Here is a 21278-nt window from a genome sequence, read left to right as displayed (position 1 = left end):
CAGCTTAGCTTAATAATGCTTCCCTTAACGTAAGGGTCAATCAGGAAATCCCCGTATCGGAACCGCCCGCTGCCGCTTCCTCCCTCTTAAGGTGGTGGCGCGGTTCCCGAATGCCTGAAGTGCTTCTGCGGCCGTGCCATCACGCGGCTTCAGAGACCTTCGGGTCGCGGAAGAGGGTCAGGAGCGAGCAATCGCACTTGGCCCTCTTTTTCGTTTTTAGAACCTATTGTCAGAAGCTGTTATCTCGGGGGAAACCCTGCGGCGGCAATCGGCCAGCCGCACCGCGTGCGACCTTCCATTGCCATATCTCGGCTTCAGTACGGGTCCGGTCGCCCTTGCCGCCCATCGCCCAGCTGAGGCCATCCTCCAGTGTGAACGTCGTTGCATCGGACAGGCCGCCATCGCGGTACCGCTGCAGCATCACGCCCTGCCCGCGCCCCAGGATCGGCAATTCTTCAAGACTAAACACAACCAGTTTCCGGTTATCGCCAACCACGGCAATATGGTCATGCTCTTTGGCAATCTCGCGCATCACCGCGAATTTAGCATCGCCTTTCAGATTGACGACTTGCCGGCCCTTTTTGGTCTCGGCTAGCATCTCGTCCATTTCGGCAGCGAAGCCTTTGCCGTTCGATGCCGCGAGCAGCAGTTGCCCCTTCGGTTTGTAAACGACGATACCGACAATCTGCGTCTCGGCATCGATGTCGAGTGTATTGCGGATCGGCTCACCAAAGCCGCGCGCACCGGGCAATTTGTCACAACCGAGCGTGAAGAACCGGCCATTGTCCACCGCGATCAGCAGCTTGTCGGTCGTCTGCGCATGAATTGCATAGGCTGCTGCATCGCCTTCTTTATATTTGAAGTCGCCCTTGCGATCGTCAGTATCCAGATCGACATGACCCTTCGCGCCGCGTACCCAGCCCTTTTGCGACAGCACGACCGTGATCGGTTCCTTCTCGATCATCGCATCCATGCTGAATTCGACAGTCGGAGCAGCTTCGGCGATGGTCGTCCGGCGGCGGCCAATATCGGTGTCTTCGCTATATTCCTTGCGCAACGCCCCGAGATCGCGCTTCAGGCGCGTACGCTGGCGCGCGGGTGAACCGAGCAGTTTCTCAAGCTCGTCCTGCTCCATAAGCAACGCGTCTTTCTCATCGCGCAGCTGCATTTCTTCCAGCTTACGCAAGCTGCGGAGGCGCATATTGAGGATAGCTTCAACCTGGCGGTCGTTGAGGCCGAACTCCTTAATCATCACCGGTTTCGGCTCATCCTCTGTCCGGATAATCTCGATCACACGGTCGAGATTGAGGAAGGCGATGATATAGCCTTCGAGCAGTTCCAGCCGCGAAGCAATCTTGTCCAAACGGTGCTGCGTGCGGCGGCGCAGGATTTCGATCTGCGCAGTTGTCCAGTTCTGGAGAAGTTCCTTCAGACCCATCACCAGTGGGGTACGCGTGGCATCAAGCACATTGAGATTCAGGCCGAAACGCGTTTCCAGATCGGTTAGCTTATACAGCGATTCCTTGAGCAATTCGGGATCGACATTGCGGTTCTTCGGAACCAGCACCAGTCGGATATTCTCGTCGCTTTCATCGCGGACATCTTCGAGAATGGGCAGCTTCTTGTCGGCGATCAGCTGCGCGATCTGCTCGATCAGTTTGCCCTTTTGCACCTGATACGGGATCTCGCTGATCACGAGCTGATATTGCCCGCCGCCGAGCCGCTCGATACCCGCGTCTTTGTCTTCTGCCTTCTCAGCTTCCTCCGCATGGAAGCGCCCGCGAATACGGAAGGACCCACGCCCGGTTTCGTAAGCTTTGGAGATGATCTGCGGGCTATCGACAATAAGGCCGCCGGTCGGAAGATCAGGCCCGTGGAACAACTCCATCAGCCGCTCATGCTCGACATGCGGATTGTCGATCAGTTCCAGCGTCGCATCGATAATCTCAGCGACATTGTGACTCGGCACATTGGTCGCCATGCCCACTGCAATCCCGCTTGTGCCATTGGCGAGTAGGTTAGGAAACAGGCCCGGCATCAGCTCGGGTTCTTCTTCCTCGCCATTATAGGTCGGGATGAAGTCGACAGTGCCCTCGTCCAGCCCCTGCATCAGATGCATCGCGGTCTTGGTCAGACGCGCTTCGGTGTAACGATAGGCCGCAGCATTATCGCCATCGATATTGCCGAAATTACCCTGCCCCTCGACCAGCGGATAACGCAGCGAGAAGTCCTGCGCGAGCCGAACCATCGCATCGTAAGCCGCCGTATCGCCATGCGGGTGAAATTTACCGATAACCTCACCAACGACGCGGGCGGACTTTTTGAAGGTGTTGGACGGGTCCAGCTTGAGTTGCCGCATCGTCCACAACAGGCGCCGGTGAACCGGCTTCAACCCATCGCGCAGATCGGGCAGCGAGCGCGCGGTAATCGTCGACAAGGCATAGACCAAATACCGTTCCGACAACGCAGAATCGAACGGTGCATCGACAATCGCGTCGAAGGGATCAGAATCGGAATTTTTAGTATCACTCGCGGCCATGGCCGCTCTCTAGCAAGGCGCCTCAACGAGAGGGAGAGGCATTTCCACAGGGAAATGCCCAGTCTCAGCGATTATGTCCGATTGTGAGGTGGGAAGCGGAATGGCAACTCATGGAAACTGAGGTGCGAAGGTGGACATTCGATTGCTGGGGATCAGACACCTGCTTACAGCCAGAATCCTGACAAAAAATCACGAGAATCGCAAATGCTGACAGCGGTCATCTGTCCAGCGTGAGGCTTGTTTGTGATTGGTCAAGCAGACGCTCGAAGACGTTCCGTAGACGTTCCAGTGAACGCGCATCTTCGAGCGCCGGTGTATCGGCTAAGACGGACCTCTGGATAATCACTGCGCAGAGCCCGTGGACTGCAATTCCGATCTTGGTATGCCACGACGCAGCAGCATTTTTGACTGCATCCGCAAGCTCAGCCGCGTCACTTTCGCTGGCCGCTTCCGCCACGAAAACAAGAATCGATTGTCCCGATGAATCCGGAGCCGGATCAAAGGCCAGTGTACCATGAATGCTGACACAGCCCGAGAGCTTCCCAATTACTACGTCTTCAGGGCTGCCCAGCCACACCTTGGGCAGATCGGTGGCGACCTCTAAATCACTGATCTCGTATCCATTACTCTCCAACGCGACGGCACATTTGAACGCGAGTCGAATAAGGTCTGCCGCCGGCGAAAAGTTTTCATATCTGGAATGGAACAGAGCCACGCCTTCAGGTGTGGTTACTTCCTGATAGCCACATTCTGTAGCGAGATTGATACTTGCGGTTCGCCGCTGCAGCAGGGCTTGGGCAGTCTTCGGCTCAGCAAGTTGCATCGATCTCTTTAAGATGGTTGGGACAGGCGCTCCCGCCTTCTCGCCGGCGTAAACAAGCAGACCGCTCGCAACCACAATATCGCGCCAATCGATCCTTTCTAGATCAATCATGGCTAACGCCATAAATGCGCGCTCAATCCTGCTGGCATTGCCATTCCGTAAAGTCGAAAGAGCGCACCGGTGAGCGAAAGTCAAAAGCGTATAGAAATCGTCCATGGAGAGACTGTCTCGCATCAAGGTTCGATCTGCTTCTTCTGACCCTGAGAAGATCGCTACAATTGATTCTATCGAGCTGTCGATGGGCGAACTCAGCCAGCGCCAAAGTCGGCATTCTGCGTTCGAGTAGCGAAGGTCCGACAGCGGGGAATCCTTGCCAATTTGAGCCCGCTCATGGAGTTTCTGAGCTTGTCTCGCTTGCGCAATCTCGGTTCCAATCACCAGCTCCTCCGTGGAGCTGGTGATTCCGGAAAACGTCTTGAAAAACGCAGCGACGGTCCGGACCAAGTTCATTCGACAATTCTCCTGACTTGGGGGCTAGCACGATTGGTACCTAGCTGCGACCGGTTTGCCCCTAGCTTTTGTCATGCCGAGGTGTTGAAAACTCTGCCTGCCTGGGAGAAAGACATCATGGGCGCTAACATCCGAAATTGGGTCGTAAGCGGCCAACCCTACCCCGTCGGCAACCCAACCACCGCAATCCGTTTGCCGTCGGGGCTGACGGCGATACGGTTGGCGGACGCGATGCCATGGTCGGAGAGATCAGCAATCACCTCCCAGCCCTCAGCACCATCACGCCAGCGGTGCACCTCGGTCCCCTCGATCTGCAGGATCGCGCCGTTCGGGGTCCAGGTGTAGTTGGCGTTGGAGCCCACTATCGGAGTCAACGGACGGATAGCTTTGGTCTTGGGGTTAAAAGCCTTGATCCAGACTTGTTCATTGGTCTGGCGGTGGACGAAGCTGATTTCTTCGCTGCCCGGGATGACGTGCGGTGTTGCTGGCACAGCATGGCCGCTGATGAAGTGATAGGCGGGTTTGTCGGCGCTGGTCAGCGCGACGTTGAAGCCATAGCGCGACCAGTAGAGGATGTCGCCGGTCGTGTAATTGCGCGCGAAATAGCCAACCGGTTCAGTGACTCCGGCGGCTTCCAATGACCATTTGGGAGCTTCAGGCGCGCTGCGGCCCAAATGCCAGATCGAATTATTGCGCTCGAACACCATTGAGATTGTGGTGTTGTCCGGTGAAGGTGTCGGCGAGAATTCGGATTCGGGCGTGCGCGTGATCTGCGTGTGCGTGCCGCTGGCGATATCATATTCCCAGATATCGGTCTGCGTGCCGTCATCGCGCGAATAGAGGAAGGTCGCGTTGTCTTTGGTAAAGTAGGGCTGGTTGTCATAGCCGGCGCGCTCGGTAACATTCTGTCCACCAAACAGCGCATCGCCCGAAGCCCCTGCATCATAATCGAATAAAAAGATCTCGGTCTCGGGGAAAGCCGGTGGCGGCGTATCCTCTTCCGCATCCTGCGCGTAAACCGCACTGGTCAGTGCCAAGCTAGCGCACAGCGTAAGGAATATTCGGCTTATCTGCATGTTTCTCTCTCCTCCGTCACGGAAAGTCCTAGCAGGCCCTGCCGCGCGGTCTACTCGCTGTAATTATCCCTCTCGCTTCCTTCCCAAAGTCGCCACATCCGCACGTAGCGCCTTGAGTTCGGCGATAATCATCTCGCGTTCGCCATGCGCCTCTTCGCCCGTTGCCTCGGCCATTGCGTTGACGATGACACCGATGAACAGGTTGAGCACAATGAAACTGGTGAGCAGGATGAACGGTACGAAGAACGCCCAAGCATAGGGGTAAACTTCCATCACAGGACGCACGATCCCCATCGACCAGCTTTCCAGCGTCATAATCTGGAACAGCGAATAGAGCGAGAGTCCAAGGTTGCCGAACCAATCCGGAAATGCCTCACCAAACAGCTTCGTTGCCATCACCGCGCTGATGTAAAACAGCAGCAATAGCATGACGATTACCGTGCCAATGCTGGGAATCGCTTTGAACAGGCCGACAATCACTTTGCGCATGCTCGGGACCACCGAGATCAGTCGCAACGCGCGCAGGATACGCAGCGCGCGGAGTACGCTGAATTGCTGGCTTGCAGGAACCAAGGCCGCGCCAACGATAATCAGGTCGAAGACATTCCAGCCATTCGCAAAGAATTTGAAGCGATAAACGAACAACTTCAGCAATATTTCGATCACGAAGATCACAATCGCAATCTGGTCGAGCCACTGCAGCACGCCGCCATATTCGCGCATGATCGACGGCACCGTTTCGAACCCCAACACAATGGCATTGGCGACAATGACCGCCGTAATGGTCCATTCGAACCGGCTCGACTCGATAAATTTGCGAAGTGTCTCGCGCATGAAATGCCCCACCTAGTGGATTTCGTCTGCGAGATCTTGTCGCAGTAGGTCGACTGCAATTGAACGCCTACGCTCTGCGATTCAAGGCGGTATCTCAAAGAAATTCGGTTGATTGGCTTGACCTTGAGTTCAATCGTGTCACAATTGTGGCGAAATTAAGGCAATGGAGGTTTGATATGCGTTACGCCATCCTACCAACTCTCGCAGCGGCACTGGTACTGTCCGGTTGTTCAGGAGCCAGCGACCAAGCTGCCTATGAAACAGAAGAAGTAGCCGCCGAAGCAGTCGGCGAGGCAGTCGAAGGCGCAGCGCCCCAAAATCAATTCGGCTTCTGGGAGGCCTCCGCTGGTGACTCGTCTGCGGCCGAAGTTAACGAGACGATAGCGCGCAGCGATCCCAGCGAGGGGTTTGAAGAAGGCGTCCCTGAGACCACAATCCCGGTCAACATCCCGCAAATTGCCTATGTTTACGATTACGGCTTCCGCATTAGCGCTGATGGTATTGCTCCGTTGCAACAGCGCCATGCCGATCTGTGCGAGAAGAAGGGCACAACCGTCTGCCGGATCATTTCCATGGAGCAATCCGGCTCGGAGGGCGACTATGGCTACGGACAGCTGCAATTGGCCGTTGCCGCTGGCGAGGCCCGCGCGTTCGGTAGCGAGCTCGCAGGTTCTGCCGAGGCTATGGATGGCGAGCAAATCTCGCTGTCCATCGGCGGCGAAGATTTGTCGAAAAAGATCGTCGATACCGAAGCAAGACTGCGCGCACGGACGTTGCTGCGCGACCGGCTGATGGAAATTCTGCGCAATCGCAGTGGCACTGTCGCTGAGCTGGTCGAAGCCGAGCGCGGCGTTGCGCAGGTCAATGAAGAAATCGATCAAGCGCGCAGCTGGCTAACTGAAATGAAGGGCCGCGTAGCCTTCAGCAGAGTTACGGTGAATTACAATTCGGGTTCGCGCAGCTCGGGTAGCTTTACCGGACCGGTTGCGAGTGCAGTTTCGTCAATCGGGTCAATCCTCGGCACGATCCTTGCCGCAGTTATCATAGGCCTCACGGTCTTGATCCCACTCGGCCTGCTATTCTTCGCATTGCGCTGGATCTGGAGGCGTGCTGGCCTCAGCCTGCGGAGCAAAGGCGAAGGCTTTGCCGTCGAGGCAGAACCGGCAGAGGATTGAGGCCCTAGGAGCCTGACATATCGCGGCTTTCGGACGGAATGCGTACCGATAGACCATCGATATCCGAGGTGACATCGATCTGGCAGGACAAGCGGCTGGTCCGTTCGACGCCGAATGCCAGATCGAGCATGTCTTCCTCTTCTTCGCTAGCTTCGGGAAGCCGGTGGAACCAGTCTTTCGCCACAATCACATGGCAGGTGGAGCACGCCATCTGTCCCTCGCAAGTTCCTTCGAGCGGCATTCCCGCGGCCTGACCCACTTCTAGCAGCGACGTTCCCTCTTCGGCTTCGCATTGGGCGGTCGCACCATCGGCGTTGATGAACGTGACTGTGACCATCAGACGCCTTGCTCTTTCGCAGCGGCGAGAATTGCTCCGACGCCTTTTTCCAGATCTTGCATGGTGGTGTATCGGCCAAAGCCCAGCCGGATGGAGCTTTTCGCTTGCTCCTTCGAAAGGCCTAGCGCGGCAAGGACATGGCTCGGTTTACCCGATCCACTGGCGCAGGCCGAACCGGCAGAAAAACATACATCGCGTGCATCGGACATCAGCCGCGCAACATCCACGCCATCCTTCCGGACGTTGAGATTGCCGAAATAGCGCGCCTCCGCACTGCCATTAAGTTCCCACCCGTCAAACATATCGCGGGCGCGGTTCCAAAGCGCAGCAACATGCTCCGCATCGCGTTGCATCCGTTCTTTGGCGACTTGTGCGGCGGCTCCGAAGCCAGCGCATAAAGCCGGGCTGAGTGTGCCCGCCCGAATGCCTTGCTCCTGACCGCCACCAGTTTGCACCGTGTCGAGTTCGACGCCATCGCGAACCCACAGCGCGCCGACGCCTTTGGGACCGTGCATCTTGTGCCCTGCAACTGCGATTAAGTCGGCGCTGGCAACCTCCATTTTGCCGGCAGATTGTACGGCGTCACACAGGAACAAAGCGCCCGCATCCTTGGCCTTTCGGGCGACCTCAACGGTGGGTTGGATCGTGCCGATCTCGTTATTCACTTGCATCACCGCGACCATACGGGTCGATTTGGTGAAATGGTCAGGCAGTTCGGCAATGCCTTCTTGGTCAACCGTAATGTCCTCAACCGGACAATCAAGCGAGCGAACCGTGTCGCCAACCGCAAGATGCTCGATTGTGGAAACGGCGACGCGATCTTCCCGATCGCTCCGCTTAGTGCCGCGAACGGCCAGATTAAGCGCCTCGGTCGCGCCACCCGTGAAGATCACCTTCCCGCCTGGCGGCAGCAACGCCGCCACCCGATCCCGCGCCAGTTCAATCGCAGCAGCCGCCTGCCGCCCCATCCGGTGTGGACTGTTGGGATTGCCGAAGCCGGACCCGTCCGGCCCGTCAAGCCAACGAAACATCGCATCGCGCGCTTCAGGAGCCAGTGGAGTTGTCGCTTGGTAGTCGAAATAGATCATATCACTATTCACTCTATGCCAACTTCGTCATTCCGGCGAAAGCGCGGATCCCGCATTTCTTTTGCGCTTCGGAAAAGGAAGGAAGCAGGACCCCGGATCATGTCCGGGGTGACAGTGTGATCTAGGACAGGCTTTTCCATGCCTCGGCAAAGCGGTGCAGATCCTCTGCGGTTGTATTCCAACCTATACTAACACGAATTGTCCGCGCGGCCGTATCGTCATCAACGCCGAAGGCATGAAGCACCCTGCTCTTTTTAAGCGTACCCGAAGAACACGCGCTGCCTGCAGACACGGCGAAGCCCATCGCATCGAGCCGGATAAGTTGGGCTTGGGCGCTTAGGGTCGGATGGGCCAAAGCATTGATGTATGCGGTCATGTCCCCGCCCGTGACCAAATGCTGGCCACCAGCAGCTATCGCCGCTTCGATTGCATTATCCAGTGCCTCCTGAGCATCCCAGTGCGCGTATTCGTCGGCCGCAGCCCAAACATCGAGTGCAGCCGCCATTCCCATTGCGCCAAGAAGGTTCTCCGTTCCTTGGCGATAGCCGCGCTCGTGTCCCCCAATGGGTTCAATCATGCCGAAGTCTCGCACCAACAGCGCCCCAACACCAATCGGACCGCCGAACTTATGCGCCGAGATGACCGCCAAATCGACTTTCGGTATTCTGTACTTAGCCGCACTTTGGGAACAATCGGCTAGCAGGAGCGAGCCGTTTTGCTTGGTGATTGCGGCGTAGGCTTCGACTGGCTGCATGGTGCCGGTTTCAGAGTTCACATGCTGGATAGCGATAATTGCCGGAGATTTATCGGTAATCGCTTCTTCGATCCCCGCACGGCCTACGCACGGGCCTTCGCCTAACGGGACCACTTCAGCATCCGGCGCAGCCCGAAACACGGCATCATGCTCCACCGCGCTCACAATCCGCCGGTCTACTTTTGCGCGATTGAGGGCGATCCATAGCGCCTCGCTCGCTCCACTGGTAAAGATCACTTCACCATCCCAGCCGAGCGCTCTTTTCACGCGTTCGCGCGCATCCTCCAGCGCTTGCTTGGCTTTGCGGCCCTCGGCATGCGGGCTGCTGGGGTTGGCCCAGATAGCGAAACCCTCTTGCATAGCAGCCAGCGCTTCGGGCCGGATTGGAGTGGTCGCAGCATGGTCAAGATAGATACGGTCTGGGATCGTTACCTCTGATATGGTTATCGCAATTGCGAAATTTGCATTGATCACTATATAGACGGCGAAATACAGCGCGCTACCCGCGTGTTTGAACCATCTGACAGGTTAAACCATGCCATCCGTAATTTTTCCCGGCCCCGAAGGCCGTCTTGAAGGTCGTTACACTCCAGCTCCTCGCCCCCGTGCACCGGTGGCGATGATCCTGCACCCGCACCCGCAAGGCGGCGGCACGATGAACGAGCAGATGACGCAAAAGCTGTTCAAGACTTTCACCGATCGCGGCTTTGCTACATTGCGCTTCAACTTCCGCGGTGTCGGACGCAGCCAAGGCAGCTTCGATAACGGCATTGGCGAGCTGAGCGATGCAGCCGCAGCGCTCGATTGGGTCCAGTCGATCCATGCGGAGGCGCAAACTACTTGGGTCGCAGGCGTATCCTTCGGCGCGCTGATCGGTATGCAATTGCTGATGCGCCGCCCCGAAGTACGCGGCTTTATCTCGATTGCGCCGCCTGCAAACATGTATGATTTCAGCTTCCTCGCGCCGTGCCCGGCGTCGGGTATCTTTATCCAAGGTACTGCCGACACAGTTGTACAGCCTAGTGCTGTCCAGAAGCTGGTCGACAAGCTGCGGACGCAAAAGCACATCACTATTCATCACGAAGAGATCCCGCGGGCGAACCACTTCTTCGAGAATGAGCAGGACGAGCTGATGGCATCAGTCGATAATTATCTCGACTTCCGCCTCGATCCGGCCTGTCCGATTAAGTAACGCCCAATCAGGTAATTTACGGGCGGCTACGGGCCCGTTTTCGCACCGTTTGGACTTCCATAAGTGGCAAAACGCCACGCGATATATCGCGCCCAACACTTGCCTCATATACATGTTACGTTGTAACATACCTGATAGATTGCAGATAACTGCAACGAAGGAGAGGAGAAAAATCATGGCGTATGTCGATCAAGGAGGACAAGCGAACAGAAAAACAGCGATCGCAGGGGTTGCGATAATTCATGGTGTAATCGGGACCGTGCTGGTGCTGGGTCTGGCGACCAAGGTATTCGTTCCGGAAGAAGATATCCCTTTCAAGGGGGTGAATGTGGAAGTTGAGCTGCCCAAACCGCCACCACCTGACCCGAAACCGGATCAAAAAGAGCAAACACCGCCGAAGGATAACCGGATCTTTATTCCGCAGCCAATCAACGACATCCCGACGGATTCGGCTGTGATGGATGCAACTGACGAACCATCGGCAAGCGACGAAATTCTGAAAGATCTACTGCCTCCAGCTGGTTCTGGCACTGGAAGCGGGGTGGATCCTTCTCCTACGCCACCGGGCTTCGATCCCGTAGCCGCCAAACCCAGCAACAACGCTGGTCTGTGGGTTACCAATGATGATTATCGGGACAGCTGGGTCAATCGCGGGTTTGAAGGCATGGCGAGCTTCTCCGTTACGGTTGGCACCAATGGGCGCGTGATTGATTGCGAGATCACAGCATCAACCGGACACCGCGCATTGGACCGAGCGACGTGCCAACTGGTAAAACGCCGCGCGCGGTTTGAGCCTGCGCTCAACAGCAATGGTGAGAAAGTGACCGACACTTACAGCAAGTCGATCCTCTGGCAGCTGCCGGAATAAGGATCGTCACTCGGTAGCCGCATCTTCGGCTTGCTCGATCTGGTCGAGGGGCGTCGTCCCCTCGGCATCGGGCACCGTCCAGATTGCCACATTGGCCATCGCAATCAGGGCAAGCAGGACCATTAGAAATACCTGCTTCGGCTCGCCGCCACGCCGCCACAAAGCAAACGCGCCCAGCAGCAAACCGAATGACGCCAAGACCACCAATGAAAGCACCAAATTCATAGGCTCTCCCTACCCGTTCATACGGGGGAACGGAACCACTTTTCAGCGGAACAATACCGTCCTATGACCGTTGTATTATTTGCAAGTCGGGATTCTCTGGCCGGCAGTAATTTTATTATAACGGGAGCGAAAGCTATGGGTATTTTCAGTTCAATTAAAAACGCGATCTTCGGCGGTGACGAGGAAGAGACAAAGGCAGAAGCAGCGCCAGCACCGGCAGCAGCACCCGATGCCCCCGCCCCCGTTGGTGTGGTCGACGTCGCTGCCAAGCTCGACGCAATGCCTGGCGCGGACAAGCTGAACTGGCGCACATCAATCGTCGATCTGCTGAAGCTGATCGGCGTCGATGCAAGCTTCGCCAACCGCAAGGAATTGGCGGGTGAGCTAGGCGACACCAACTATTCGGGCTCCGCTGACGAGAATATCTGGTTGCACAAGAAAACGATGCAGGAACTCGCCAAGAATGGCGGCACAGTACCCGCCGAGTTTCTCGACTGACATCTGTTGATCGTGGCACCCTATCTTGGGCGGCAGGTTTGACACCTTTGCCCCGCCACGTCAGACAATCAGGATGACAAATCCTGACACATTTTCGATCACCCGCCGCCAAGCCCTTTACGGGATTGGGGCGGGTGTTTCTTTGGCCGTCCTACCCGGCTGCAAACCCGTTTCAACGACGCTCTCCGGCACTCCAGAGGAAGAATTGGAAGCTATTGCCTATCGCCTGCTCGCGCATGAGCCGGCGCGGGCGACAGGGCTCGGGGTAGACACCGGTGAATACTCTGCGTTGCGCGGTAAGCTGGAAGATCAAACGCAAGCAGGCCAAGATGCCTACGCCGCAACCTTGCGCGATGATTTGGAGCGTATCCGCGGCCTCGACATGTCGGATTTCGATGCCGACACCCGCACCAATTTCGAAGTTGTCGCCAGCGGATATGAAACCGCGCTCGCTGGTTTCGCGCTCCCTTATGGTGATACTCCCGTCGGAAGCTGGCGCACCGCACCCTATGTGGTGATCCAGAATGTCGGCGCCTATCTAGGCGTGCCGCGCTTTATGCAGCTCGACCATCCCGTCCGGACTGATGATGATGCCGACGCATTCCTCGCCCGAGTCGAGCAGTTTCCTGCCGTCCTCGATGGTGAGTTGTCACGTATGCAAGCCGCGCGGGCAATGGGCGTTATTCCGCCCGACTTCCTGATCGACAAAGCCATTCCGCAGCTCGAACTGACCATTGCCAGCGCCCAAAGGGGTGAACTGTTCTCCTCTGCGCTTAGCGAGAGAGCGGCAGAGGCTGGACTGAAAAGGCCGCCAATCGAAGCCGTGCTGGAAGTCGAGGGCAAGCCCGTTATCGAAGCACTGCAACGCCAGCTTGACGAGTTGAAATCGCAACGCGCTGAAGCCAAGAGCGCACCGGGTATGCGTGAGCAGCCTGATGGAGAAGAGTGGTACCAATGGGCGCTCCGTTCCAGCACAACCACTAACCTCACCGCTGACGAGATTCACCAGCAAGGTCTGGAAGAACTCGAAGTACTGCATGCGCAAATGGACCCGATCCTGCGCGAAATCGGCTATACGACTGGCTCCGTTGGCGAGAGGATGCAGGGACTCAGCGCCGATCCGCGCTACAAATTCGCCGAAGGCGACAAAGGCCGTGAGGAAATCTTCGCTTTCATTGATGAGCGTATCGACTGGATCAAAGCTCAGATGCCGCGCGCGTTTAACACGCTTGTTGACCCTAACCTTGAAGTAGTCCGCATCCCCATTGCCGAAGAGGCTGGCGCACCCGGCGCATATGGCGGTGCAGGCAGCAAGGACGGCACGATACCGGGCCGGTTCCTCATCAATCTGCGCAGCACCGATTTGCACCGCAAATATGATCTGGCCGATTTGACCTATCACGAAACGATTCCCGGCCATGTATGGGAAGGCGAATATTCCAACCGCTTGCCGCTGATCCGCAGTATCCTCGCCTTCAATCCATTCTCCGAAGGCTGGGCGCTTTATGGCGAGCAATTGGCAGACGAACTGGGCGCCTATGACGATTTCAAAGTCGGTCGGCTCGGCTATCTGCAGTCGCTCGCCTTCCGTGCCTGCCGCATGGTGGTCGATACAGGTCTCCACGCAAAAGGCTGGAGCCGTGAAAAGGCAGTCGATTTCTTTGTCTCTCGCAACGGCTCCAAACCGCAGGAAGTCGCCAGCGAAGTTGACCGCTACTGCAGCTGGCCCGGCCAAGCCACTGGCTACAAACTAGGTCACAGCCGGATCACTGACCTGCGCAGCAAGGCCGAGAAGGAGCTTGGCGCTGGCTACGACATGAAAGCATTCAACGATGCCGTCATCCTAGGCGGTAACGCGCCAATGGATGTGCTGGAGAAGAATGTTGATCGGTATATCGCCGCAACAAAAGGCTGAGCCGCAAGAATTCCGTTTTCTGCGCCTGAAACACTCAAGAAAAGAACACCCTTTATTGATTGATCACAAAGCATTACGCTGCCCTTCAGACGGCGGGAGTTATTGTGAAATACTGGATCATTTTTCTAATCGTCATCGGGATGGTTTCACCGGCACATGCGAAATGGCATGAGGCGCAAAGCGATCACTTTGTCATCTATGCGGATGATAGCGAGAAAGATGTGCGGCGCTTTGCGGAGATGCTGGAACAATATCACGCATCAATGGAATTCATTACCGGCCGGAAAGTAGAAAAACCTAGTCCGTCCAACAGGGTGGTGATTTTTGCGGCTGGCAGCCAACGCGACATTCGCAAACTGGCGGGCACGAAAAGCAAATATATCGCAGGCTTCTACGTCCCGCGTGCCGGTGGCTCCAAGGCTTTTGTTCAAGACATACGCCTGACCAACGGATACCCGGATTTCTCGACTGTCGTGTTGCTGCATGAATATGCGCACCACTTCCTTATTTCCACCTCGCGCTTCGCAATGCCGCGCTGGATGAGCGAAGGCGCTGCCGAATTCTTTGCCGCGTCATCGTTCAACAGAGATGGCAGCGTCCAAGTGGGGCGCCCTGCCCTCCACCGCGCAAACGAACTGGCCTTTGCCGACGATGTCTCAGTCTATGAGCTGCTCGATTCAGAACTTTACGAGAAGAACAAAGGCAAGAAGTATGACGCGTTTTATGGTCGTAGCTGGCTGCTCTATCACTTCCTGACATTCGATGACGAACGTAAGGGCCAATTGTCTGTCTATTGGCAACAGGTCGCGAGTGGCGTGCCTTCAATGGAGGCTGCAGAAGCTGTTTTCGGCGACCTCGATGAGCTCGAAAAACAACTAAAGCGCTATCTGAAACAGCGCCGTATGTTCAATTACCGGCTTCAGCCCGAATGGCTCGAATTTGGTGAAGTCTCGATCCGCAGACTCTCCGAGGGAGAAGCGAAAATGATGCCTATCCGCATGCGGTCACAGCGAGGCGTGAATGCGGAACAAGCGGCAGAAGTGGTGGTCGATGCGCGGAAAGTCGCGGAGAAATATCCCGGTGATGCCGGGGTCCTCACTGCACTGGCAGAAGCCGAGTATGATTCCGGAAATGACGCCGCGGCGATTGCTGCCGCTGATGCAGCGATCGCAATCGATCCGGCTAAAGGGAATGCCTATGTCCAAAAGGGCTACGCATTGTTCCGCATGGCAGAGGACGCGGATGATCTAGAGGCAGCCTATCAGGCAGCGATGAAGCCATTCAGCGCGCTCAACAGAATTGAAAACGATCACCCGCTCCCGCTTATCTATTACTATCGCAGCTATGTGCAGCGCGGCGAGGCCCCGCCCGAACAAGCCAAACTTGCGCTTGAAAAAGCAGCCATGCTTGCTCCCTTCGATCATTCTCTATGGATGAATGTCGGACTGATGCAGGCGCGCGAAGGAAAGATAGCCCTAGCTCAACAAAGTCTCGCTCCATTGGCCGGAAACCCGCACGGTGGTTCACAAGCCGCAGCTGCAAAGCGGCTGATCGAACTGTTGGGACAAGCCGAAGAGGGGACGCCATTCAGTCGCAGATCTGCCGCTATGTCGGTTAGATCTGAGCCACAGGCAGACGATGATGACGAAGCGGACTCACCCGACGAAGCCGAGTAGATAAGAAACGGCGGCAGAATCGCTTCCGCCGCCGTTCTGAATGCTGATTTCGGATCGCTTACCGTGACATCATCCCGGTAACGATTGATCCAAGAATACCGCCCAACGCGCCGCCTCCGGCACCACCTTGGCCGCCGCCTGTCGCGTTTTTCGCCATGTAACCGGCTGCTGCCATTGCGAGGATCGGGAGCATTTTCTTCAAGATGCCTTCGTCGATACCGGTCAGCGCAGCGACTTCGCCTGCCACGCCGCGGCTAACATCCTTGCTGCCAAAGATATTGCCGAGGATATCGTTACCTTGCTGCGTCGGTGTCGGAGATTGGCCGAGAACAGCATCAAGCATGCCGCCCCCGCCACCGCCCATGATCGCGCCGGCAAGACTGCCGAGACCGCCGAGCGCACCGCCGCCACCTGAACCCGAAGCGCTGCGGCCCATGCCCGCAACAATCGCTGGGAGCAGCGCACCTGCGCCAACTTTGGCTGTTTGCGGGTCGATACCCAGTTCACCAGCCATACTTTCGATGACGCCGCTCTGTTGCAGCATTGTTGCGAGGCTCATAGTTCTCTCCTGAAATCAGTGTGTTTTTGAATTATTTCTTACCAAACAGGCCGGATGCCATGCCTGCAATATCATCAAGCGGGTTACCGTCGCTATCGCGGTCCAACATCGACGCCAAGCCCCCAAGCTTGGAGTCTCCGCCGAACTTTCCTGCCAGATCACCAAGCGCGCCCTCGCCGCCCATTTGCGACATGATATTGCCCAGTATTCCGCTATCAATTCCGGTCTTTCCTGCAGCCAGTTCGACAGTGTCCCCGTCTTCAGCATGCGACTGCCCCAATGCCGCCACCGCCTTCTCCGCCATCGCGGGATCAATACCGACCTTCTTGGCCAATTCGGCAACGGTGTCCGGCGAACCGGATACTTGGGTGAGGATAGAATCGAGAATGCTCATGTGGACGCTCCATCAGAATAAATGTGCGCCCACATTGACCGAGTCTTGGCAAAAGAAAAACCCCCTTCCCGCAAACTTGACGCATGCGGGAAGAGGGTCTCCTCTCCAACTGTAAAATCTGGATGGTTCTGATCAGGCAGCAGTCGGCGCTGCCTGACGGACACCTTCATCGACATGCGCTTCAAATTCGGCAAAATTGTCGACGAACAACTGCACCAGTTTTTGCGCGGTCTGGTCGTATTCCTCGGCATCGGCCCAGGTTGAACGCGGATCAAGAATCGCGGTATCTACACCCGCAACCGTGACGGGGACTTCAAATCCGAAATTGGGGTCCTTACGGAATTCAGCGTTGTTCAAAGAGCCATCAAGCGCCGCATTGAGCAGCGCGCGGGTCGCTTTGATCGGCATCCGGTTGCCAACGCCATATTTGCCGCCGGTCCAACCGGTGTTGACGAGCCAACAGGTAACGCCGCCTTTGGCGATACGCTCTTTCAATAGATTGCCGTAAACACTCGGGTGGCGCGGCATAAACGGTGCGCCGAAGCATGTGCTGAAGGTCGCCTCTGGTTCGGTTACGCCAATCTCTGTGCCAGCAACCTTAGCCGTGTAGCCGGAAAGGAAGTGATACATCGCCTGATCGGGTGTGAGGCGCGCAATTGGAGGCAGCACGCCAAACGCATCTGCAGTGAGCATGATCACGTTCTTGGGCACCGGACCGAGATTGTCGACTGAGGTGTTGGGGATCGATTCAATCGGATAGGCACCGCGCGTATTTTCGGCGAGCGAGTTATCATCGAAATCGAGCTCGCGCGTATCTGCGTCCATCACTACATTTTCCAGCACAGTGCCGAACTTGCGGGTGGTGGCGTAAATCTCTGGCTCGGCCTCTTCCGAGAGGCGGATCATCTTGGCGTAGCAACCACCTTCGAAGTTAAACACGGACTCGTCTGACCAGCCATGCTCGTCATCGCCGATCAGCGTGCGGCTCGCATCGGCGGACAGGGTCGTCTTACCTGTACCCGACAGACCAAAGAACACCGCGGTTTCGCCTTCGGGGCTGATATTCGCGCTGCAATGCATTGGCATCACGCCCTTGGCCGGCAGCAGATAATTGAGAATACCGAAGACGCTCTTCTTCATCTCACCAGCATATTTTGTTCCGCCGATCAGGATTAGTTTCTCCGTTAGATTGACAGCAATCACAGTCTCGCTGCGCGTACCGTGACGTTCCGGATCTGCGCGGAAGCTAGGCAGATCGATGATGGTGTATTCCGGGGTGAAGCCGTCAAGCTCTTCCGCAGTCGGACGCACCAGCAGCGTGCGGATAAACAGATTGTGCCATGCCAGCTCGTTGATCACGCGCACATTTACGCGGTGTTCCGCCTGCGAACCGCCGAACAGGTCGGCGACATAGAGTGTATGTTTCTGGCCGACCGCGGAGAGAAAATCTTCCTTTAGATTGGCGAAGTGCTCCGGCGTCATCGATGCGTTGACCTTGCCCCACCACACGGTGTCCTCAGTGGTTTCATCACGGACAATGAACTTGTCTTTTGCCGAGCGGCCGGTGTGCTGACCGGTTTCGACAACCAGCGGACCATGTTTGGCAAGCCGTCCCTCGCCATTCGAAAGCGCCTGCTCGACCAGCTGCGCGGTGCCCAGATTCGGGTGGATCATTGCATCGGTGGCAATGCCCTGATTGGAAAGCGGATAAGAGAGGGGGGTCGTCACTGAAATCTCCTTACCAAGCCTGTTTGCGATGACCGTTTAGCCACCAAGAAAGGCTCGGGTGCGGTGTTGTTCGATTCGCCTGCATACGAATGCACGGGCGCGCGATGCAGCGCATAATGACGCCACGCCGCTACGTCAAACCGAGTCTGCATCTTCGCCAGCGGACTGTGCACAATTCACGTCCATGCTCGCCTCCACCACACCTCCCAAGCCGGTAAGTTAAATCGCCGCGTTGTCTGATCGCAACGAACGGGCTAGTCCTGCTGCAAATCACAAGATGTGGAGACGGGAAGTTAGTGGCAGAGTCGCAGCAATCATCGCAGGCGGAGCAAAGCGCTGGTCAGCAAGTGATCGCGCTGGTTGATGATGACCGTAACATTCTGACGACCGTATCCATCGCTCTGCAGGCAGAAGGTTACGCAACGCGCGTGTATTCCGATGGCGAAGCGGCACTCAAAGCGTTGCTGGAAAACCCGCCTGATTTGGCGGTATTCGACATCAAGATGCCGCGTATGGATGGGATGGAACTGCTTCGCCACTTGCGCGATAAGTCGTCCCTTCCGGTCATTTTTCTGACCAGCAAGGATGATGAGCAGGACGAAGAAGCCGGTCTTGCACAAGGCGCGGATGATTACATCGCGAAGCCATTCAGCATCAGACTGCTTCTCGCACGAATTCGCGCGATCTTGCGCCGCAGCGATGCGCGCGCCGGTATTATGCTCAGCAGCAGCATTTCCACTACCGAGCCAGCAGCAGAAATCCTCACTCGCGGCAGGCTAACAATGGACCCGGCGCGGCATCACGTAACATGGGATGATAAGCCTGTCTCACTCACCGTTACCGAGTTCCTGATTTTGGAGGCGCTCGCTATTCGCCCTGGCGTCATCAAGTCGCGCAACCAATTGATGGATGCTGCCTATCCCGATGACATGTTCGTCGATGACCGCACGGTCGACAGCCATATAAAGAGGATGCGGCGCAAGTTCCGCGTTGCCGATTCAAGCTTCAACGCCATCGAAACGCTCTATGGCGCAGGGTATAGCTTCACCGATGGCTAACGGCACGATTGGCGACCGGCTGGATGCCGGAATTGAGCGTATGAGCTGGTTCCACTGGGTGTCGCTCACCTCGCGCATTCTGGCGGTGAACATTCTCCCGCTCGCCTTGCTCGGTGGTGGTATTTTTTACCTCGATACCTATCGCAAACAATTGCTTGACGAGCGTTACAAACTTGCCCGGATCGAGGCGCAGATCACAGCTGAAGCGCTCGCTGGTGCCACGCGCGAACGGCAGGAAGCTTTGCTGATTCAGATCGGCAAAGAACAAAGCATGCGCCTGCGGATGTTCGATGCCGAAGGGAACCTGTGGGCGGACAGTTTTGAACTGGACGAACCGGCCTTTACCTTTGGCGATCCGACGACCGACGATTGGCAGGAAGACTTTGCGCAAATCCTCGACCGTGCCGTCGACACGATTGTCGGTGCAGAGCCGATCCCCGACTATATCGAACCCGAAGAAGCCAAAGCCGATTCCTGGCCCGAACTTGAGCGCGCACGCGAAGAGGGCTTATCGCAAATTCAGCTGCGCGATGCACCTGACGGCACGCCGGTCATCAATGCTGCTGCTCCTGTCGGTCTGGTCGGTTCAACGCTTCTGACTACCCGCAACGCTGTAGACATCACCGAGACTGTGCGCGGAGCCCGCTCTAGTCTTGTCAGCGCGGTATTCTTGACGCTGCTCATTTCGATCGCATTGTCGCTCTACCTTGCGCGGACAATTGTTCTGCCACTGCGTTCGCTGGCAAAGGCAGCAATTCGTGTTCGGCTTGGGCGTGATCGCGGGGTTGAAGTCCCTCGTCTGCCCGACCGTCATGACGAAATCGGACTGCTGGCGCGCGCGGTATCGGACATGACCGTAACGCTGCGCGAACGGATTGATGGCGTCGAGCATTTCGCTGCCGATGTTGCGCATGAAATCAAGAACCCGCTGGCCAGTCTGCGCAGCGCGATTGAGTCGATGGGGCGTGTTGAAGACCCGGAACTGCGCAAGCAGCTTACCGATATTGCCTCGCACGATGTCCGGCGGATTGACCGGCTCGTTACCGAGATTTCGGACGCTAGCCGGATTGATGCGGAGCTATCGCGCGCGACGTTCGAACTCGTTGATTTGGCCGTACTCACCGAAGGCATAATTGAGCGCCGGGAATACCGCGCGGAGAACGGCGAAAAGCGCGTCGAAATTGCGCGACCAATGGGTGGTGCGATGGTCAATGGTGTGCCCATGCGCCTCGAGCGCGTGATCGAAAACCTGCTCGACAATGCAGTGTCTTTCTCTCCGTCCGAAGGCGTGATTGACGTCCGGATATCTATGGAGCGCGACCATGTTTCCATGGAGGTATGCGACCAAGGACCAGGCATACCCGAAGCAGCCAGAGAGAAAGTGTTTCACCGCTTCCACTCCGTCCGGCCGGACGAAGAAGATTTCGGCAATCACAGCGGCCTCGGCCTTGCCATCGCGCGCACGATTGCCCAAGCGCATGACGGGACCGTGACCGCGCATGACCGGCCCGATGGAACGCCCGGAGCGTGTTTGAAGCTGGTGCTGCCGGCGGCTAGCCCGGCAAATCCATGACCAAAACCCAACTACGGCAAGCAACCGCCATTGCTATCCAAGGTCGGGCTGTATTGATCGAGGGATCACCTGGCTGCGGAAAAACCACCTTGGCACTGTCCCTGATTGATCGTGGGGCAAGCCTGATCGGTGACGACGGAGTGAGATTGGATGCGCAGGATGGCTCGCTCATCGCCTCTCCTCCACCCAATATTGGTGGCCTGATCGAGATCCGTAATGTCGGACTTGTCGAAAAGCCCAGCGTCAGCGCGCCAGTCTCGCTGTTACTCTCGATTACGCCAGACGCACCCCGCCATGTTGAGGAAGCAGCGATGCTCGCGATATTGGGTCACGATATTCCTGCCATACAATTCGCCCGCTACAATGAAGCCGACCCGATCAGGGTCGAAGCTGCTTTGGACCTGCATGGTTTACCCGCAATGGCACACAAGGGCCGCTAGGCCTTTTCATACAGGT

20 protein-coding genes are annotated in these 21278 nt (G+C 56.8%); 9 read left to right on the top strand and 11 right to left on the bottom strand.

What is annotated here, in order from left to right:
- Positions 1-229: 229 nt before the first annotated feature.
- The 4 genes from parC to J9777_RS01945 all read right to left on the bottom strand — a co-directional run bounded on the left by parC (position 230) and on the right by J9777_RS01945 (position 5782).
- The gene (gene parC / locus J9777_RS01960) at positions 230-2539 is read right to left on the bottom strand and encodes a DNA topoisomerase IV subunit A (protein WP_209347113.1); all 2310 of its coding nucleotides are present in this window, start codon (positions 2537-2539) and stop codon (positions 230-232) included.
- Between the two features lie 217 nt (positions 2540-2756).
- Positions 2757-3872, bottom strand: a complete 1116-nt coding sequence (locus J9777_RS01955) for a hypothetical protein (protein WP_209347112.1) — start codon at positions 3870-3872, stop codon at positions 2757-2759.
- Between the two features lie 158 nt (positions 3873-4030).
- Positions 4031-4948: a hypothetical protein gene (locus J9777_RS01950; protein WP_245228474.1), complete on the bottom strand. Its 918-nt coding sequence runs from the start codon at positions 4946-4948 to the stop codon at positions 4031-4033.
- Between the two features lie 63 nt (positions 4949-5011).
- Complete coding sequence (locus tag J9777_RS01945) at positions 5012-5782, bottom strand: ion transporter (RefSeq protein WP_209347111.1); 771 nt, start codon at positions 5780-5782, stop codon at positions 5012-5014.
- A 176-nt stretch (positions 5783-5958) separates the two neighbouring features.
- Here J9777_RS01945 and J9777_RS01940 point away from each other — a divergent pair, with 176 nt between their 5' ends.
- Positions 5959-6957, top strand: coding sequence for a DUF4349 domain-containing protein (locus tag J9777_RS01940; RefSeq protein ID WP_209347110.1), 999 nt, complete (start codon positions 5959-5961; stop codon positions 6955-6957).
- 4 nt (positions 6958-6961) lie between these two features.
- Here J9777_RS01940 and J9777_RS01935 read toward each other — a convergent pair whose 3' ends face one another.
- The 3 genes from J9777_RS01935 to J9777_RS01925 all read right to left on the bottom strand — a co-directional run bounded on the left by J9777_RS01935 (position 6962) and on the right by J9777_RS01925 (position 9610).
- On the bottom strand, positions 6962-7294 hold the full coding sequence (locus tag J9777_RS01935) for a 2Fe-2S iron-sulfur cluster-binding protein (RefSeq protein WP_209347109.1): 333 nt from the start codon (positions 7292-7294) through the stop codon (positions 6962-6964).
- Complete coding sequence (locus J9777_RS01930) at positions 7294-8382, bottom strand: cysteine desulfurase family protein (protein ID WP_209347108.1); 1089 nt, start codon at positions 8380-8382, stop codon at positions 7294-7296. Before J9777_RS01930 ends, J9777_RS01935 begins: the two co-directional genes overlap by 1 nt.
- A 121-nt stretch (positions 8383-8503) precedes the next feature.
- Entirely contained in the window at positions 8504-9610 is a 1107-nt protein-coding gene (locus tag J9777_RS01925) for an aminotransferase class V-fold PLP-dependent enzyme (protein ID WP_348631909.1), read from the bottom strand.
- 61 nt (positions 9611-9671) lie between these two features.
- Between J9777_RS01925 and J9777_RS01920 the strand changes: the two genes are divergently transcribed.
- Positions 9672-10328 (top strand): alpha/beta hydrolase, encoded by a 657-nt coding sequence (locus tag J9777_RS01920; protein ID WP_209347107.1) that lies wholly within the window; start codon positions 9672-9674, stop codon positions 10326-10328.
- Between the two features lie 175 nt (positions 10329-10503).
- Positions 10504-11196: an energy transducer TonB gene (locus tag J9777_RS01915; RefSeq protein WP_209347106.1), complete on the top strand. Its 693-nt coding sequence runs from the start codon at positions 10504-10506 to the stop codon at positions 11194-11196.
- Positions 11197-11202: 6 nt separating this feature from the next.
- On the opposite strand, the gene J9777_RS01910 is transcribed toward J9777_RS01915, so the two are convergent.
- Entirely contained in the window at positions 11203-11421 is a 219-nt protein-coding gene (locus tag J9777_RS01910; RefSeq protein ID WP_209347105.1) for a hypothetical protein, read from the bottom strand.
- A 135-nt stretch (positions 11422-11556) separates the two neighbouring features.
- On the opposite strand from J9777_RS01910, the gene J9777_RS01905 reads away from it, so the two are divergent.
- From J9777_RS01905 to J9777_RS01895, 3 genes are all read left to right on the top strand, one after another.
- Complete coding sequence (locus tag J9777_RS01905) at positions 11557-11919, top strand: DUF3597 domain-containing protein (RefSeq protein WP_209347104.1); 363 nt, start codon at positions 11557-11559, stop codon at positions 11917-11919.
- A 73-nt stretch (positions 11920-11992) separates the two neighbouring features.
- Entirely contained in the window at positions 11993-13834 is a 1842-nt protein-coding gene (locus tag J9777_RS01900; RefSeq protein ID WP_209347103.1) for a DUF885 domain-containing protein, read from the top strand.
- Positions 13835-13938: 104 nt separating this feature from the next.
- Complete coding sequence (locus tag J9777_RS01895; protein WP_348631908.1) at positions 13939-15510, top strand: DUF1570 domain-containing protein; 1572 nt, start codon at positions 13939-13941, stop codon at positions 15508-15510.
- Positions 15511-15568: 58 nt separating this feature from the next.
- Here the strand turns inward: J9777_RS01895 and J9777_RS01890 are convergent, their stop codons facing one another.
- The 3 genes from J9777_RS01890 to J9777_RS01880 all read right to left on the bottom strand — a co-directional run bounded on the left by J9777_RS01890 (position 15569) and on the right by J9777_RS01880 (position 18191).
- Positions 15569-16069 carry a DUF937 domain-containing protein gene (locus tag J9777_RS01890; RefSeq protein WP_209347102.1) on the bottom strand — a complete coding sequence of 167 codons (501 nt, stop codon included), beginning with the start codon at positions 16067-16069 and terminating at the stop codon, positions 15569-15571.
- A gap of 31 nt (positions 16070-16100) precedes the next feature.
- The gene (locus tag J9777_RS01885; RefSeq protein WP_209347101.1) at positions 16101-16463 is read right to left on the bottom strand and encodes a hypothetical protein; all 363 of its coding nucleotides are present in this window, start codon (positions 16461-16463) and stop codon (positions 16101-16103) included.
- 132 nt (positions 16464-16595) lie between these two features.
- Positions 16596-18191: a phosphoenolpyruvate carboxykinase gene (locus J9777_RS01880; protein ID WP_209347100.1), complete on the bottom strand. Its 1596-nt coding sequence runs from the start codon at positions 18189-18191 to the stop codon at positions 16596-16598.
- A 296-nt stretch (positions 18192-18487) separates the two neighbouring features.
- On the opposite strand from J9777_RS01880, the gene J9777_RS01875 reads away from it, so the two are divergent.
- Genes J9777_RS01875 through J9777_RS01865 form a run of 3 tightly spaced genes read left to right on the top strand, consistent with a single transcriptional unit; the run spans position 18488 to position 21262 of the window.
- Positions 18488-19249 carry a response regulator transcription factor gene (locus J9777_RS01875; RefSeq protein WP_209347099.1) on the top strand — a complete coding sequence of 254 codons (762 nt, stop codon included), beginning with the start codon at positions 18488-18490 and terminating at the stop codon, positions 19247-19249.
- Positions 19250-19289: 40 nt separating this feature from the next.
- Positions 19290-20822, top strand: a complete 1533-nt coding sequence (locus J9777_RS01870) for a stimulus-sensing domain-containing protein (protein WP_245228586.1) — start codon at positions 19290-19292, stop codon at positions 20820-20822.
- Entirely contained in the window at positions 20819-21262 is a 444-nt protein-coding gene (locus J9777_RS01865; RefSeq protein ID WP_209347098.1) for an HPr kinase/phosphatase C-terminal domain-containing protein, read from the top strand. The genes J9777_RS01870 and J9777_RS01865 overlap by 4 nt, the downstream gene beginning before the upstream one ends.
- Positions 21263-21278: the final 16 nt, after the last annotated feature.

Source organism: Pontixanthobacter sp. CEM42 (assembly GCF_017812015.1).
In the GTDB taxonomy this organism is placed as follows: Bacteria; Pseudomonadota; Alphaproteobacteria; order Sphingomonadales; family Sphingomonadaceae; genus Pontixanthobacter.
Note: the sequence above shows the minus strand (reverse complement) of the source record. Positions and strands in the feature narration are given on the sequence as shown.